Origin of the sequence: Lentzea tibetensis, from assembly GCF_007845675.1 — a bacterium.
GTDB classification, from domain to species: domain Bacteria; phylum Actinomycetota; class Actinomycetes; order Mycobacteriales; family Pseudonocardiaceae; genus Lentzea; species Lentzea tibetensis.
In genome coordinates this window covers 1-16,627 of the sequence record NZ_VOBR01000061.1, presented here as the reverse complement: position 1 = coordinate 16,627, position 16,627 = coordinate 1, and the positions used below count along the sequence as shown (strand labels likewise).

Genomic DNA, 16,627 nt, shown 5'->3' with positions numbered 1-16,627 from the left:
AGGCCCGCGAGGCGGACCTGGGTGTCGCCTCGGGCAACGGCAAGGGCCAGATCTTCGTCAAGGGCAAGGTCATCAAGACCGTCCCGGAGCACGCGATCGTGGAGACCCTCATCGAAGAGGCCATGCGCCTCGCCGAGGAGATGGAAGAGAGCGGCGACCCCGTCGTTTCCGTCGGCTGACATCGCTGATCGGCACGTCCATCAGACTGCCAGCCGACCGTGCCGTCTGGCAGTCTGATGGACGTGCTGAGGCTGCCAGTGCGCGCTTGTGTGGCGTCTCGGTGACGAGCTGCGGGCCTCGGACAGGCGCTCGCTGCGCGGCAGCCGCGTGGACGAGGAGCTGCAGCAGGACAGGTGCGCCCCGCCCACGAGGTGCGCGGACCAGCCGCTGATGGCGCTGGCACGGCCCCGTCGATCAAGCCCGACCTCGCGGTGCGGCAGGGCGAGCTGGACCGGGTGCGCGCCGACGACCGCGATCGCGCGCCGCGGAGCCAAGTCCGCAGCCCTGGTTGTCCGTGGCTTGATCGTTACGTAACGCATCCCCAATGCTGGGCTGGAGCAGTCGTGTCGCTTCTCAAGCCTCTGGCTTGGCCAGATAGTGCGCCGGAGAGGTTTCCGCCTGTGCTGATGTCGCTCATCGCAACAGCGCAGGAGAGGCTGCTCAATCATCGACATCACGTGGACGGTTACTCCCACGAATCTGCTAATTCCATGACCTGCGTGTTTGAGCCCACAAGGGATCCGTTACGTAACGGCCCCGGAATTTCCCGGATGGCCAGGCCGGTCTGAGCTGCGATTCTCTTGGTGAAGTCAAGATCGCACAGGCGTCGCGAACCACACAGAGGTCGACGCCCAGACTGAGCGGGCCGTCCACAGTGAATCATCAGCCGCTGCTGGCAGGGCGAGCGCTCCGTTACGGCTTCTCTACTTGCTGATACCCCGTGAGATCGGGCGACGCTGAAAGGTGAAGATCATGACCTGTGCCGTGCAGCATTCCGCGCACAGTCGGCCTGCCTTGTCAGCGTCGCTGGTCAACCACACCAGATGAGGGGCGTTCAGCCGTGGAGTTTCGTCGCAGCGCACTTGACGCACTGGAGGGGCCGGAAGACCTGGACAGCCCTGTCCGGCTGACCAGTACTCGAGGTTGGCTCGCGCTGGCGAGTCTGGGCTTGGTTGTTGTGGTGGCCTGTATGTGGGGATTCTCCGGCTCGATGCCGCGCAAAATGGACGCGAGTGGAGTCCTCGCCGGTACCCCAGAGGTGTTCGCGGTACAGAGCACAGCAGACGGGCGTCTCGACGAGCTGCTGGTGAAACCAGGGAACACGGTAGCTGCAGGAGCACCGATCGCGACCGTGACGACGAACGCAAGCGGAGTACAAACCGTCAGGGCGGCCATGGCCGGCCGAGTGGTGGCGGTTCCGGTCAGCTCAGGCAAGGTCGTGGTGAGCGGCACGACCCTCGCGAGCCTCGCTCGCGTCGACGGCAGCACCGGCCAGCTGTCAGCCGTTGTCCTCCTGCCCGTTACTCAGGGATCAGGGGCCAGGCCGGGACGTGACGTGGACCTGACCGTCCAGTCAGTACCAACCACTGCCTACGGTGTGCTGCGCGGAAAGGTGGTGTCCGTCGAGCCCGTCGAGCACCCCGAGCAAGGAGCGGTGTTGAAGGTCCTCGTCGCGCTCCTCCCGACCGGGGAGACACCAAGCGGATACGTCTGGTCCACGCAGCAGGGCCCTCCGAACCAGCTTTTGACCGGTGCCTCAGTCAGCGCGGTGATTCATCTGCCTGCCGTCAGCCCGATCGAAATGATGTCGCCGTGACGACGGACACCCAGGGATCGACGGCCACTGGGCGACACCGTCGGCCGAGTCCGGAACGACGAACTCCGCTCGGGCATGTGCGCACCAGTCCCATCCTGCAGATGGAGGCAACGGAGTGCGGCGCGGCATCGCTCGCGATCATCCTCGCCTATTACCGCAGATATATCCCGCTCGAGGAGCTCCGGCTGGCTTGCGGTGTGTCGCGTGATGGAGCGACAGCGTCGAACCTGATCAAGGCGGCTCGTGAGTACGGGCTCGATGCCAAGGGCGCCCAGATGGACCTCGACGACCTCGCTCAGCTCAGAGCGCCGGCCATCCTGTTCTGGAAGTTCGAGCACTTCCTCGTGTGGGAAGGCAACGGGCGCCGCTACGGCCGGCCTGTCGCGTTCATCAATGACCCTGCGACCGGTCGGTACACCGTGCCGATGGCGGAGTTCGACAGCGCGTTCACCGGCATCGTCCTCGACCTCAAGCCAGGCCTGGGTTTTCAGCCCGGAGGTCATCCGCCGAGCTTCCTGGTCGACCTGCGCTCACGGCTGCGTGGCGGCGCGGGTGCCCTGCTGATCGGTGTGCTGGCGAGCCTGTTGCTCGTCGCCGTCGGCATCGCGATGCCCAGCCTCACCACCGCCATCATCAACTCGATCTTGCAGGGGGGCGGCTTCACCGCCCAGGTGCCGGTACTCGCCGCCATAGCGGTGGGGATCGTCATGACGCTCGCCCTGACCGCGCTGCAACAGGGCTACCTGCTGCGAATGCAGCTGGTCACCTCGGCCCTCAGTCACGCGCGCTTCCTCCGTCACGTGCTGCGAATCCCGATGAGCTTCTTCAGCCAGCGCGGTCCGGCAGACGTGACCAAACGGATGCAGGCCAACGGTGAAGTCGCCAGGATCGCCACCAAGGACACTGCTGACATCCTGGTCAACGCTGTGATCATCATCGGCTATGCGAGTCTCATGTGGGCCTACGACGCCGAACTGGCGGTCGTGGGCATCGTTGTCGTCGTACTCAATCTCATCGCGTTGAAGGTCGTGATCAGGTCAAGAGAGAGCGCGGTGGCCAAGCTGAGCGCAGATCGCACGAAGTTCTACGAGGCCTCCTTCGACGGATTGCACCTGATCGAGACGTTGAAGGCGACCGGCGGCGAGGCCGGACACTTCCAGCGGTGGGCGGGACATCAGGCGAGCGCCGTGAACTCGCAGCAACGGCTGTTCACCCCGACTGCGGTCTTCGTGACCGTGGCCCCGCTGTTGGGAACACTGGCCAGTGCTCTGGTACTCCTTTTCGGAGGCTTGCGGGCCGTCGACGGCTCGATCGCGATCGGACTGCTCGTGGCCTTCCAGACGCTCATCGCAAGCTTCACCCGACCTGTCTCCGACCTCACCGGTGTCGCCGCCAACGTGCAAGACCTGCAGGCGGAGATAACGCGGATCAAAGATGTGGAAACCGTTCCCGTCGACAATATCTTCAACAGGTCGGAACCCAAGCACATCAGCCGTCTCAACGGTCATTTGGAGTTCAACTCCGTGACGTTCGGCTACAACCCCCTGGGCGAGCCTCTCATCAGTGAGCTCTCGTTCACAGTAGGCCCCGGTCAGCGCGTGTCGTTGGTAGGCGGGTCGGGGAGTGGCAAGTCCACGACCGTCAAGTTGATCTCGGGACTCTACGAGCAGTGGAGCGGCGAGATCACATTGGACGGGCGCCCACACGCGGCGATCCCCCGAAGTGTGCTGGCGGCCTCTGTGTCCTTTGTAGATCAGGAGATCTACTTGTTCGAGGGAACGGTGCGCGACAACGTGGCACTGTGGGATCCGTCGATTCCCGACGCTGCGGTTGTGGCGGCGCTGCGGGATGCCGCGGTCTACGACGTGGTCGCGAGGTTGCCCGGTGGCATCTACGCCAAGGTGGAGCAAGACGGTCGCAACTTCTCCGGTGGGCAGCGGCAACGCCTGGAGATCGCACGAGCGCTCGTCCGTTCCCCGAGTCTGCTCGTTCTCGATGAGGCGACCAGTGCACTGGACTCGGAGACCGAGCTCGTGATCGAGGACAACCTGCGTCGCCGCGGATGCGCGTGCGTGGTGATCGCACATCGGCTCAGCACCGTGCGGAACAGCGACGAGATCATCGTCCTCGATCATGGGCGAGTGGTGGAGCGCGGTGTCCACCACGAACTGATCGCTCTCGATGGACACTATGCCGGCCTGGCGAACGGACGCCACCAATGACCGAACTGATGGGGGTCGGTGACGACCGCCTCGCCCTGGCCGAGTGGGGAGATCAGGTCGAGTGCACCGGGGTCACGAGGCTTCCGCTCGGTGAGGCGGCGACCATGTGGATGGTCACCGGCGGCACGTTCGATCTCTTCGCGGCGGCCGGTGGCGGCAGTGGCCGGTGGACCTTCCTCGGCCGGGCAACCACAGGAACCTTGGTACCAGGCTCACCGCAGAACAACGATCACGTTCTGGTCGGCAGGCCATCCGCGGATTGTCACCTGCGCCGCGTCCAAATGACCGAACTGGACGAGGCACGCCGGCACGGCGACGAAGCGCTGCGCCGTGATCTGGCTAGCGGTGTTGACGTGGGCCTGCGGATCCTGTTGGACGCACTGCGGCCAGACCTGTCCTTGGCCCAAGCTGCCACCATCGCTCTACCGTCCGGCGAAGGGCTGGTCCTGCACGAGGGCCACTACGGACGTGTCGTGGACGACATCGCTTGGATCAAGGTGGAGCAGGGTCGACTGGCCAGCAGCGACGGCATGTTGCTCAGAGCCGGCACTGCCGTCTTTCCGGTCAGCGGCCGAGGCACCTTCTGCGGAGCCCCGCAGGCGATGGTGAGCGCTCACACCACGCTCGATCTGCTCGAGGACGGCATCCTCTGGCAGCAGCTGGGCAGCCGAATGACCTATCTGATGGGGATACTCCAGCGACGGCTCGAAGAGCAACACGGCCAGGACGAGGCGATGCTGACCGCTGGCCGTGATGCCGGCAAGACGGTGTTCATCGAAGCAGTGCGGGTGGTGCGTGAACACGCCGAATCCGCGCCCATCGACGTGCCGGTCGACGTGAGCCCCTCCGAGCCTGATGCACACGGCACCCCACCCATCGTCGAACACGACTCGATCGATGAGGGAACCCCAGGCGATCGCATTGCGCTCGACGCGGTCAGGCTCGTCGCCGAGGCCGCGGGCATCGACCGCATCCGGAACCGACCAGTCCTCGGCGACCGCCGCCTCCCACCGGCTTTGCGAATCGTGCGTGCAGCGCGCATCCCACACCGGTCGGTGCGCCTGCGTGGAACCTGGTGGCGCACCGACATCGGCCCGATCGTGGGCCACCTTCAGGAGAACGGTGCACCTGTGGCGCTTCTGCGCCAAGACAGGGGCTATGTGATCGTCGATCCGGCCCGCCAAGAACGAACTCCGGTCACCGCGGCGACTGCGGCCCTCCTGGCACCCGTCGGCATCACCCTCTACCGTCCGTTGCCGGATGATGTCACATCCATGCGCAAGTTGCTCGTGTTCGGTCTGCACGGGTGCAGATCTGATCTGCTCAGGCTCGTCATGAGCGGTACCGTCGCAGTCACGCTCAGCTTGCTGGTACCGATCGCGTTCGGCCGCATCCTCGGTGACTTCGTTCCGGACGGCCAACGTTCGCTGATCGTCCAGGCGTGCCTCGCAGTGGTCGCCGCGGGAGTCGTGGCGATGGTGTTCGGTGTCGTGCAGAACCTCGCGGTGTTGCGACTCGAGGGTCGCTTCGAGGTCGCGGTGCAGGCGGGTGTCTGGGATCGAATGCTGCACTTGCCAAGTGGCTTCTTCAATCGCTATTCGACGGGTGAGCTCGCGAGCGCGGCGTTGAGCGTCAACAGGATCGGCGAGCTGATCTCGGGATTGGCCATGACGGCTGTCCAGGCTGTGCTGCTCACGGTGGTCAACCTGGCCCTCCAGCTCTGGTACAACGTGCCGCTCGCGTTGCTGTCGGCCAGCTTGGCCTCCGTCAGCGTTCTGGTGTTCGTCAGTATTGCGAAGAAACTGGTGGTTTGGCAGCGCGCGCACGCCAAGTTGGAGAACGCGTTGACCAACAGGGTCTATCAGACTCTGCGCGGGTTGCCGAAGCTCAGGACCGCGGCGGCGGAAGGCTACGCGTATGCCCAGTGGGCTGAGGCCTTCGTCCGCAGCGAGCACTTGCGGCAGCGGGTGCAGAGGCTGCAGAACGTCGTCACGGTCTTCGACAAAACGTACGTGCCGTTCTGCACCCTCATGTTGCTGATGCTGCTCCTCGGACCGGCCCGCAACGCCATGTCCGCGGACGGGATCCTCACGTTCACCGTGTCCTTCGCCGCGCAACTCGCGGCGACCGGACAGCTCATCGGTGCACTGACGTCAGCGGGGGCGGTGATTCCACTGTTCGGGCAACTGGAACCGATTCTCACGGAGGAACCAGAGGTCAGTTCGGCCAAGCGGCACCCCGGTGAACTGTCCGGTGCGATCGAGCTGCGCAACGTCTCCTACCGTTACTCACCAGACGGTCCTCTCGTGTTGGACGATGTCTCGGTGGAGATCCGGCCCGGAGAGTTCCTCGCCGTGGTGGGACCGAGCGGCAGCGGCAAGTCCAGTCTGCTTCGGTTGCTCGTCGGGTTCGACAGTCCTGTCTCCGGAAGTGTCCGCTACGACGACCACGACCTGGCGGACCTAGACATGACAGCCGTGCGCGGCCAATGCGGCGTCGTCCTGCAGCATGCCGAGCCGTTCACCGGTTCCATCCTCGCCAACATCAGGGGCGCAGAAGCCTACTCCATGGACGAGGTGCGGGAGGCCGTGCAGATGTCGGGCCTCGCCGATGACATCGCCGACCTGCCCATGGGTGTTCACACCGTTCTATCGGACAACGGCAACACGCTGTCAGGTGGACAGCGTCAGCGTTTGATGATCGCTCAGGCATTGATTCGCAAACCGCGCATGTTGTTCCTCGACGAGGCCACCAGTGCGCTGGACAACACGACACAACAGGTCGTCACCAACAGCACGCAAGCCCTGCAAGCAACTCGGGTCGTCATCGCCCACCGCCTGTCGACCATCATGACAGCGGACCGAGTCCTCGTCCTCGCAGAAGGACGGGTGGTCCAATGTGGACCACCCGATGAACTGCTCAAAGATTCAGAAGGACTTTTCCACCAGCTTGCGCGTCAGCAGTCAGTCTGACAAGGCAACTGTTCAAACGCGCGCTGGCCAAGAGAGAGCCAAGCTTGCCGCGACGACGAGCTACTCGGTCAGCGGCAGTCGAGCAACACGTGAGGCACACGGGTGGTGCGGGCGACAACGGGGCGACGGGATCGGCACTGATCGACTGCTACGCGAGACATGTTGTCGTCAACTGTCACGTGTCGACTGTACGGGGCGGCGAGTGGAACACGAGGACTTCGCTGGAGCATCTACCCTGATCGTGGAAGAACAGCTTCCGGCCTACCTGAGGTGAGCAATCCCTGCGCGTGACTCAGTCACATGATCAGTGGTTGTGCCTGCTCCACAGGTCTCACGGAAGGCGGCAGCTGGGATGAGCTCGCGATCGATCCTGCGCCGGAGGCGTAGCCCGGCGCCTTCATAGAAGCCGTGGCAGCGACGACCGAGTCTACCGCTGGGGGTGGCGGAGACCAGTTGGAATCCTGCTGAGAATTCAACGTCGCGAAACCGAGCGCGAGGTGTTGTGCGAGCTGCTTGCGGACCAGGCGCCGACGTTGACCATGAAGGCGCGGTAGCCGGCGTACATGTCGTTCGCTGCCTGCTTCTTGTCGACCGGGTTGGCCTGCGCGGTGTGGACAGCCTGTGGATCCGGACCGTACAGCCGTTCCATGAACCGCAACAGTTCCGGCTCGTGCTGTCGCACCCAGCCCGGTCCGTTGTTGCGGGGCTGCCCGGTGTACGGATCTGTACCAGTGTTCGTGCTCAGGTAAGCGTTGGTGACCTGTGCGAAGTACTCCTGCTCGTTCCTCGCCCCATAGCTCCACACCGGGGCACCCGTCACAACGTGGAACGGCGGGCCGTCCGGCCATTCCACACCATACGGATCTTTTTGCGCCTGCTGGTGTTTGCTCTGGAAGGCCATGGTGATGAGCTGCTTGGCCACCGGATCGAGCCCGTATTCGTGGATCGTGTGGGCGAACTCGTGTGTCGTTGTGGAGTAGCCGTCGGGATAGGGTGACTCGTGTACACCGACTGTCGTCGTGTCACCGAGGAGGTTCTCCTCGGTGATGGCCGTGATGAACCCGCCGAGCCCCCGCACTTCGTTCCACGGGCGGAGGTCGGGAGTTTGAGTGTCCTTCCACTTGCTGTACTCCGGCAGAGCAGTCATCGGCACGCTCTTGGGAACGACCACCGCACGGTTGCCTTGCTTGAGCATCCGCGCCGCTACGCTCGGGTTCTGCAACATTCGAGAGAGCTGTGACTCGGCCTCTCGTCGCGCCGACACCGGCTGATCCACCATCCCGGGTACCCGCACCATCAGTTGAGCCGCGACCTTCGCAAACTCCTTCGCCGGCAAGGCCGCCGACATCTTGTCCACGAACTGCTCATGGGACGCCAGAAACTCGCGTCCAGCTTGCCCGATGTTGCTCAGCTCGGCGGCCCGCTGCTCGGGCGTCATCGAGGGCAGCCTCTTCTCGAGTTGGAGCAGTTCGTCGGTGCCGGGAGGGTTCGGGGGCATGCGCGGCACTCCTATTGCCTGCGAACATGGGGTCACTTCTCACACGTGCCGCACCGACGGAAGGGTTCTGTCCGATGCGTGGCGATGAGTCTGTGACAACCCCTTGTCACCCCTCCGCTGTTCCGGTAGGCCTGCAGTTCCGCTCGGCTCCACACGCTCAACCCTCGTTAGCCCATGCCGCCGAGGCCAACGCAACATTCAGTCGTCCGACGCTCGAGGAGACCCCCGAGCGGGCAGAATGAGGTTCACCCCAGGCAGTGGACACCGAGTTATTGAGCCGAAACTGTTTGGTTGCCTACATGATGGCGTAGCGGACGTGCCGGGCGTGGAAGTAGCCGCGGACGATGCGCGGCTGATGCTGACGGCGGTGCGGGAAGCGTCGGGTTTCGTGGGCGAGTTGGTCGGCGGTGCGGGCGCGGGAGGCGTTGACGTGCGTTTGAGGTCGGCGTTGAGTAGTTCGTCGGGGTTGAGTTCGGGGCTGTAGCCGGGCATCAGGTGCAGTTCGACCCGCTCGGTGTTGGCGGCGAGCCAGGTGCGGACGGCGCGGCTGCGGTGGACCGGGTGCCGGTCTGCGATGACGTGCACCTTCCGCTCGGCCTGGCGTGCCACGCGGTCGAGGAAGGCGGTGAACACGGGCGCGGTGAACCGGCCGGTGAACACGGTGAACCACAACGCGCGGGGGGCGACCGCAGACATGACGTTGACCCGCAACCGTTTCCCGGTCACCCAGGCACCTCGCGTCGTGGGCAGGGATCTGCCCAGGCAACAATGCCTCTGGTGGCAAGCGGTTCAGCGGTGCGACCCGTCCCGGGTCGAAGTGGCTGCGCACTGCGCTGACCCAGGCCGCGCAGGCCGCTGCTCGCGGCAAGGGCACCTACCTGGCCGCGCACCACGCCCAGATCCGCAGCCGGCGTGGCACGGCCAAGGCGATCGGCGCCACCCGCCCATGACATCCTGGGCGCCTACTGGCACATCGTGCGCGACCAGGTGCCATTTCGGGAACTCGGCCAGGACTGGGCCGCCCGCTGGTTCTCCATCGGGCATCGCACCAACCGTCTGGTCAAGCAGCTGGAAGCGCTCGGTATGAAGGTCACCGTCGAACCCGACCCCACATAGCCACTCGACGGCTCCCTCTCAACTGTCAAGGCAGCGCCTGGACAGTTCGCTGACGTGTGCTTGCGGTGCGTTGGGGATTCACATCTCAGCCTCGGCGTACTTTGCCGCGATGCAGAAGAACCGGAACGGTTCGCTCTGATGGCCAAGTACGCCGGCCCTGACGACATCGCCGGCGTGACCGGCGCGACCGGCACCGCAGACCCGGAGGACGGGCGGTTCGCGGTCCGGCGCATGGCGCGACTGCTGAAGGTGTCCGCCTCGGGCTACTACGCGTATGTGAAACGGTGTGCGGCAACGGTGTTGACGCCACGTCGGCAGCGCCGAGCGGACCTGGACGCGATGAAGGCCTTCGATGTCGCCTATGGCGCGAAGTTTCCCAAGGCGGTCGCCAAGATCACCGACGATTCGACGAGCTGCTGGCGTTCTACGACTACCCGGCTGAGCACTGGATCCACCTGCGCACCACGAACCCGATCGAGTCCACCTTCGCCACCGTGCGCCATCGCACCAAGGTCACCAAAGGACCGGGCTCACGCGCCGCCGGACTGGCCATGGCGTTCAAGCTCATCGAGTCAGCCCAGACCCGCCAGCGCGCGGTCAACGCACCCCAGCTCGTCGCGCTCGTCCAAGCCAGCGCCACCTTCGTCAACGACAACCTGGTCGAACGACCCGACGAAGAAGCCACCTAAAGATCTTGATCCACAAATCTCGACAATAGCTCCCGTCCCCCACCGCCTGGTGCAGGAGCCCTGACGGACGCTGTCAAGCACGCTCCCGCCGGGATGCGTCTCAGCCTCGGCGTGACGGAATCGGAACTGACGGTAGCGGTGCGCAACACGCCCGGTGTACGCCGCGCGTTGCGCATGTCTCCATGGTCGAGTCCGGCTTCGGCCTGGCCGGGATGCGGGAACGGGTGGAACTGGCCGACAGCAGGTTGCAGGTAGGACCGAGACCCGACGGAGGATTCCCCGATCGCGAACTCGCGCACCACAAGCACATCACCGCCATGTCAGACCGACTGCTGGCACCCGAACTGGTAGAACAACCCGTCAGGATCATTGAGCAACTCCTCAGGCGCCCCGCACTGGACCACCCGGCCTTCCGCAAGAACCAAAACCCGATCCGCCGTCATGACCATCGACAACCGATGAGCGATCACGATCCGGGTCGCCCGCAGAACACGCGTACTGTGAGTGACAATCTGCTGCGTCGTGTTGTCCAGCGCACTGCTCGCCTCATCAAGGAACAACAAACGAGGCCTGCGGATCAACGCCTGCGCCAACATCAACCGCTGACGCTGCCCACCCGACAACGTGCTGCCATTATCCGACAGAACAGTATGCACCCCCATCAACAACCCGGCGACGTCTCCCGCCAGTCCGATATCCGCATCTCGTCTATCGTCAAGCACCTAAAAGCCGCCCAGTCACCGTCAACTGCACACCGAACGACACAGTGAAGGTGCGGTCCCTTGATATCGACTGGACAGTCAGATCCACATCAATTCCGGCTGGACCGCTGTTCCTCAAGCCGCAGGCAGGAGAACGACAGCCGACAGCGGGCCAGCGCTGCCCTCGACACGAGCTAGGCTCGCCAAAGTCGTACCACTCATCACGACCTGGCCCAACCCACCGGCACCGCCACCACCCGACCGGCCATGCCCGCCTTGATGTCGTCGCGACTGTGACGAGCACCCGCGGCCCGTCTGCAGTGCTCCGGACCGCGAACACCTGCGGAGTGCCGCCGAAAACATCGGTCCCATCAAGCTACGCGGCAGCGAATCGGTGAATCCCCAGACACTGCCCACCGCGACAACCAGGCCCAGACTCACCAGCACGAGGACTCACCAGCACGAGCCAAGCTCGAGTGCTGATCAACCGGACCAGACCGTCCAGGTCTTCCGGTCCGTCCAATGTGTCGAGCACGCTACGACGAAACTCCACGGTTTGGCGCCCTCAGTCCGGTGTGTTTCACTAGTGACGCGGTCCTGGTGGACCGAATGCGTATGGAGCACTCGGTCCACCAGGATGTCACCTTAACCCTACTGCGGATCACGCACCGCTGGAGCCCCGGTAGCCGCCAGCGATCTCCGCCAGCTCGGACTCGGTCAGTTCGCGCTTCTCGACGCGGGTGTTCATCTCGCTCATGATCTTCACCTTTCGGTTTCACCGGATCTCACGGGAGTCGGCAGGAAAGGCACGCGGGGAGAGGGCGCCCTCTGCACAGACTCGACATCCCGTTCTGGGTGTTTCCCTAGTCGTCGAACCAGCGTCCGCAGAGCACTTGCACGCTTGCCGCTCGGTCGATGACAAGAGAGTTTCAGCTCAGACCGGGCTTGGCCATCAGGGAAATCACGGTCGTTACACAACAGATCACCTCTCAGCACATACACGCAGGTCGTGGCGATCAGCGAGTCCGGCGTGCCAACCATTGGCGTGTTGTCCGCAACGGAGAAGCGAGGCTCCTGCACTATTGCCACGCGCGACGTCGGTACAGGTCAGAGTCGCTCAGGTGCACTGGCCCAGCTGCCAGATGGGCTCACACTTGAGACATTTCACGACTACAGCGGCCAACAAGGGCGGACTGCGTTACGTAACGATCAGTGCTACGAAGACCCGTGCTCACAGACTTGGTAGCCAGCGCGCATCATCCCGGTATGCTTTGCAAGCAACGTTCCAGTAGACGGGTATCGCTCGTCTGCCTGCAGTCGTCGAGTCGGCGACAGCGGCTTGCTCGATCACGCCGTCAGGATCTGACGCGGATGCCTGGTCGTCCAGGAAATCGACCTGCTGCGGAAGCACCACGAGGTGCAGCTTTGCGACGAGAACCCACCCAGTGATCTTCTCATTTCGAGACGGTCAAGCCGTGCAGCGGTCGACTGTTGCGGTACCTGGGTCTCTTCGCCCGCACGCTGCTCGATGTGCGGCGCGCTGAGCCGTCTCCTTGCACCAGCGATCGTTGCTGGTTCCCGCAATCGACCGCGTGTGCGACTGTCGATGGAGAAGGTCCAGTGGCGACGGCCGTCGGAGACCAGAAGAACCAGCGGAACACGCCTCCGGTGGGCGGTGCGACGCTCGCGATCAGGTGTGCGGCGGCGTCACGATCGACGTGTGCAGCACGAGCCGGGTCGCGCTTGACCAGGTACAGCACCACGGACGGCTGCCGGCAAGACACTGCTGTATCGAAGTCGGTCAGAGCCATTCGTTGATCGCGGCGATGTGGACAGTGGCTTCGTAGCGGACGGCAGTCGTAGCGGACGGCCACGGCGCGGTGGCGTTTGAGCCGGTTGATGCTGCACTCGAGCGGCGTGGCGCTGCCTGTAGACCCTTCGGGACGAAGCCCGGTGGACGATCGCCCTTCGCCCCCTGGGCTTTGCGGCGCGCATCCTGATCGGCCTTGCTCGGGATCCCTCGACGCTGGTGTTGGCCTTCGACGTGTACGCCTCGTCGGCCAGGACACGACCAGGCGGATCCGGGCCCGACCGCCAGTCAGCTAGGGAACCTGGATGCCGCGCAGCCAGGGAATGAACTGCGCGGGCTGGCCCCACGCTGGCCGGCCGTCAGCACGATCGACAGCGGATTCTGTCCCTGCTCACAGCCCAGATGCAGTTCGTGGTCCAGCCGCCGCGCGAGCGGCCCAGCGCGTGATCATCAGGCTCAGTGCTGATCCCTCCCTGCGACTCGGCCTGCAGATCCCCCTTTTTCCGCGCACCAGCGGCATGTTGATGCGCCCGCGCGATCGCGGAGTCCACGCTGACATCCAGATCGCCTGCCAGACACCAGCACGCTGCCAGCGCCGGAACTGTCCGTGGACCGCCCGCCCACGATCCATACACCGCCGGAATGTCCCGCCACCGCTAGGGTGTCCACGAGGTCTCCGGTATTCAGTTTCTTCTTGGTCGATGAACCCCTCTGCCAGAGACCTCGCTCATGCGGCCGAACGGTTGAGACGACGAACGACATGATCTGCGACGCGAGCTGGGCGAGGTACGTCAGCGTCGAACTCGCCACCATCAGTTCTGGGATGCTGTCATTCGGCGTCGACCACCACCTCGACGAGGGTCGACACCTGTCTGACGTCACCACCGTCGTCGATCTCGCCGTACGCCAGCGCCCAACAGGCGAGGCACCACAGATCGCCTGAGCTCGGTCACCGAACGCGAGCAACAAGTGGGCCTTCGTCGCACGCGGCAAGACCAACATCGAAATCGCCAGGCAACGGCGGATCTCCGAACGCACGGTCGAAGGCCACCCTCGACCACATGCGCACCCAGCTGTACCTCCGGTCGCGTGCCCACGTGGCCGCACGGGTGACCCACAATCTCTCTCGGGCCGCGAAGTAACTCTTGCCGGTCGACCTGCGCCGCGGGTTGACCAGCAAGAGGATCAGCAGCGACCTCACTAGCCCCACGCCGCTATCTGAAGGACGCCGACATGGCCGCATTCACCGCGCAACCGGGTCCGCAGCGTCCGCCGTACTGCTGAGGAGTGCAGCACGAGCCCAGTCCCTGAAGCGCCACGGAGCCATGGCCGTATCTCGGACACCAAACTCGATCACGTAAGAACTTATGAACCTTGTGCGAGCTCGCGAACGTGTTGGTGGTGTGTGGATTCCAGAGCGCATCATGTCAGGTCCCGTGGTGACGGCGTCGCGTTGCCACGAGGTACTGGTGACCCGAGCCGGTGCCATCTCACTCGACGACGAGCGCATGTCGGACAGGGCACGATGAGGACCACCACGCCGTGATCCCGGAGGTGTTGCAGCAGCACACGATGTCGTCGGGCGACCTCGTCGAGGCGATCATGCTGGACCGCGAGCGCTACGCCGTGCGCATCGAGGTCGCTCCCGACGGATCGAGTCGGCTCGTTTCCGAATACTGATACCTCGCCGTGTCCCCCGCCTCCCCCGGGACTCGGCGCACCGGGCCCGGCGGTGAGTGGAGTGCGCTCCCCCGCACGCACTCCTCACCGCCGGGCCACTCTCTTCCTTTGCACACAACGAACCCCAGAGCACACCTGAGCCGTGTTTGTCGACATGGAACAACACCGACCACGCAGCGCCCGAAGGATCGCTTCCACCGCGGGCAAGACCCTAGCCGGGATTGCCTCCGCGCTGGTGCTCGTCACCACCGGCGTCACGTGGCACAACCTCACCGCACTCACCTCCGGTGTGACCACACAGGACGTCATCGCCGAAGAAGCGAGTGCGGGCGAGCCGAGTGTGGGTGAGCGTCCGGCGGACGGGTCGCTCGATGTCATGCTCGTCGGCGTGGACAGCCGCACCGACGCCAGAGGAAACCCGCTGCCGCAAGAGGTTCTGCGCGAGCTGCAGGCCGGTGGCAGCGAGGCGGGCGGCCTCAACACCGACACGTTGATCATGGTGCACATCCCGAACAACAGCGGCAAGGCGTTCGCGGTGTCCTTCCCGCGCGACTCGTACGTGGAGATCGCGGGCGGGTTCGGCCGACACAAGATCAACTCCGCCTACGCCTACGGCAGGAACGCTGCACTGAAGAACGACCTCGGCGAGCTCGACGCGCGCCGGGAGGGCGCCAAGAACCTCATCGCCACCGTCGAGGGCCTGGCCGGTGTGCGGGTCGACCACTACGCCGAGGTGAATCTGGCCGGGTTCTACGAGATCACCAAGGTGGTCGGTGGTGTGGAGGTGTGTTTGAGGGCGCCAGTGAACGACAGGTCGTCGGGTGTGAACCTGCCGGCTGGGCGGCAGAGCCTCGAGGGGCGTGATGCGCTGGCGTTCGTGCGGCAGCGGGCCGGGTTGCCGCTGGGTGACCTCGATCGGGTGGTGCGTCAGCAGGTGTTCATGGCGGGGCTGGCGAAGAAGATGCTGTCCGCCGGGGTGCTGGCCGATTCGGCGAAGCGCGCCGATCTGATCCGGGCGGTCACCGAGTCTGTTGTGATCGATGAGGGCTGGGACATCACCGACTTCGCGGTGCGGATGAGCGACCTGGCGGGCGGGAACATGTCGTTCCGCACGATCCCGACCGGCAACCCTGGGCTGCGCACCGAGCAGGACGGTCTGGCCGTCGAGGTCGACGACGCGGCGGTGCGTCGATTCGTCAGCGCGCTGGACGGGCCGCCGGCGCCCGCTGGTGCGTCGGTCGCCGTCGAGGTGATCAACGCCTCCGGTGTGCCCGGACTCGCGGGCCAGGCGCTGCGGGCACTGGCCTCGCTGGGCTATGCGCAGGGCGACACGGCCAACGCCGAACGGCTGGTCAAGTCCGTGGTGCGTTACGGCCGCGGCGGCGAGGCCGACGCGGTCGCCGTGCAACAGGGCCTGGGCGGCATGCCCACCATGCTCGACGAGACCCTGCCCGACAAACACGTGCGGGTATACGTCGGCCGCGACTACCCAAAACCCGACACTAAAGCGCCACGACCGACAGCATCTCCGAACACCCCACCCCCGATCACCGCCAACGACACCCCCTGCGTGAACTGAGACCGGCTGGAGCCGTCGGACAACCCGGCGGCTCCAGCCGTTGTGCCGTGCGCGTCAAGCAGAGTCACGCACACCTCCGCGGCCAGAAGCACTGGTGGATCTACCGCTGCCGCGATGTTCCTCGCGATGGAAGCACGGGCTCGCGAGCCTCGAAGACGAACGAGGCTGCGCTGAGGCACTGAACCTGGCTGAACGGGCATTCGAACGGGCGCAACCCTGAGCCTTACCTGTGCGAGACCCGTGGTTACTACAGACCTTGAAGCATCGAGGTCTGGGTGATTCACGGGGGCGGCAGTCCGGTTCCTTTGAGGAATCCGTCGATGAGGCCGTCGGTGTACTGCATCTTCTTGAGGCGGTTCTTGGCGAGACCGGCCAGGTGGGTGATGTTGCCGGCGGCGAGGTTGGCCAGGCTGCGTTTGAGGTGGGACCAGACGGTCTCGACCGGGTTGAGTTCGGGCGCGTAGGACGGGAGGGTGTAGACACGCAGCCAGGGCCGGGCGGCTATCAGGACGCGCATGGCAGCAGAGACATGCACCTGCAGGTT

13 protein-coding genes and 3 pseudogenes are annotated in these 16,627 nt (G+C 64.8%); 12 read left to right on the top strand and 4 right to left on the bottom strand.

What is annotated here, in order from left to right; genetic code table 11:
• The 4 genes and pseudogenes from FKR81_RS45505 to FKR81_RS42295 all read left to right on the top strand — a co-directional run.
• Nucleotides 1-179: pseudogene (locus FKR81_RS45505) on the top strand (flavodoxin-dependent (E)-4-hydroxy-3-methylbut-2-enyl-diphosphate synthase); the annotation flags it as partial.
• An 881-nt stretch (nt 180-1,060) separates the two neighbouring features.
• The gene (locus tag FKR81_RS42305) at nt 1,061-1,816 is read left to right on the top strand and encodes an HlyD family efflux transporter periplasmic adaptor subunit (protein WP_146361121.1); all 756 of its coding nucleotides are present in this window, start codon (nt 1,061-1,063) and stop codon (nt 1,814-1,816) included.
• A complete protein-coding gene (locus tag FKR81_RS42300; protein WP_328593202.1) occupies nt 1,813-4,038 on the top strand; it encodes an NHLP family bacteriocin export ABC transporter peptidase/permease/ATPase subunit in 2,226 nt (741 codons plus the stop codon). The genes FKR81_RS42305 and FKR81_RS42300 overlap by 4 nt, the downstream gene beginning before the upstream one ends.
• Nucleotides 4,035-7,010, top strand: coding sequence for an NHLP bacteriocin export ABC transporter permease/ATPase subunit (locus tag FKR81_RS42295; RefSeq protein ID WP_146361119.1), 2,976 nt, complete (start codon nt 4,035-4,037; stop codon nt 7,008-7,010). Before FKR81_RS42300 ends, FKR81_RS42295 begins: the two co-directional genes overlap by 4 nt.
• 472 nt (nt 7,011-7,482) lie before the next feature.
• Here the strand turns inward: FKR81_RS42295 and FKR81_RS42290 are convergent, their stop codons facing one another.
• Nucleotides 7,483-8,448 (bottom strand): hypothetical protein, encoded by a 966-nt coding sequence (locus FKR81_RS42290; protein ID WP_146361117.1) that lies wholly within the window; start codon nt 8,446-8,448, stop codon nt 7,483-7,485.
• 258 nt (nt 8,449-8,706) lie between these two features.
• Nucleotides 8,707-9,234: a transposase gene (locus FKR81_RS42285; protein WP_146361115.1), complete on the bottom strand. Its 528-nt coding sequence runs from the start codon at nt 9,232-9,234 to the stop codon at nt 8,707-8,709.
• A gap of 26 nt (nt 9,235-9,260) precedes the next feature.
• Between FKR81_RS42285 and FKR81_RS46180 the strand changes: the two genes are divergently transcribed.
• The 4 genes and pseudogenes from FKR81_RS46180 (at nt 9,261) to FKR81_RS46280 (ending at nt 11,083) form a co-directional block, all read left to right on the top strand.
• Entirely contained in the window at nt 9,261-9,458 is a 198-nt protein-coding gene (locus FKR81_RS46180; RefSeq protein WP_146361127.1) for a transposase, read from the top strand.
• A 25-nt stretch (nt 9,459-9,483) separates the two neighbouring features.
• Nucleotides 9,484-9,624: a hypothetical protein gene (locus FKR81_RS44200; RefSeq protein WP_186763507.1), complete on the top strand. Its 141-nt coding sequence runs from the start codon at nt 9,484-9,486 to the stop codon at nt 9,622-9,624.
• A 336-nt stretch (nt 9,625-9,960) separates the two neighbouring features.
• Nucleotides 9,961-10,313 (top strand): annotated as a pseudogene (locus FKR81_RS42275) (transposase); the annotation flags it as partial.
• A gap of 182 nt (nt 10,314-10,495) precedes the next feature.
• A complete protein-coding gene (locus FKR81_RS46280) occupies nt 10,496-11,083 on the top strand; it encodes an ATP-binding protein (RefSeq protein WP_235922233.1) in 588 nt (195 codons plus the stop codon).
• A 592-nt stretch (nt 11,084-11,675) separates the two neighbouring features.
• Here FKR81_RS46280 and FKR81_RS42265 read toward each other — a convergent pair.
• Nucleotides 11,676-11,771: a bacteriocin gene (locus tag FKR81_RS42265; RefSeq protein ID WP_146361113.1), complete on the bottom strand. Its 96-nt coding sequence runs from the start codon at nt 11,769-11,771 to the stop codon at nt 11,676-11,678.
• A 1,813-nt stretch (nt 11,772-13,584) separates the two neighbouring features.
• Between FKR81_RS42265 and FKR81_RS42255 the strand changes: the two genes are divergently transcribed.
• The 4 genes and pseudogenes from FKR81_RS42255 to FKR81_RS42245 all read left to right on the top strand — a co-directional run bounded on the left by FKR81_RS42255 (nt 13,585) and on the right by FKR81_RS42245 (nt 16,083).
• Nucleotides 13,585-13,767: a hypothetical protein gene (locus FKR81_RS42255; protein WP_146361111.1), complete on the top strand. Its 183-nt coding sequence runs from the start codon at nt 13,585-13,587 to the stop codon at nt 13,765-13,767.
• Nucleotides 13,768-13,812: 45 nt separating this feature from the next.
• Nucleotides 13,813-14,028 (top strand): annotated as a pseudogene (locus FKR81_RS46170) (hypothetical protein); the annotation flags it as partial.
• Between the two features lie 338 nt (nt 14,029-14,366).
• The gene (locus FKR81_RS44195) at nt 14,367-14,504 is read left to right on the top strand and encodes a hypothetical protein (protein WP_186763506.1); all 138 of its coding nucleotides are present in this window, start codon (nt 14,367-14,369) and stop codon (nt 14,502-14,504) included.
• Nucleotides 14,505-14,739: 235 nt separating this feature from the next.
• Nucleotides 14,740-16,083, top strand: a complete 1,344-nt coding sequence (locus tag FKR81_RS42245) for an LCP family protein (protein ID WP_235922232.1) — start codon at nt 14,740-14,742, stop codon at nt 16,081-16,083.
• Nucleotides 16,084-16,363: 280 nt separating this feature from the next.
• Here FKR81_RS42245 and FKR81_RS42240 read toward each other — a convergent pair.
• Nucleotides 16,364-16,627 (bottom strand): transposase (locus tag FKR81_RS42240; protein ID WP_186763505.1); only part of this gene is annotated, 264 nt, incomplete at its 5' end.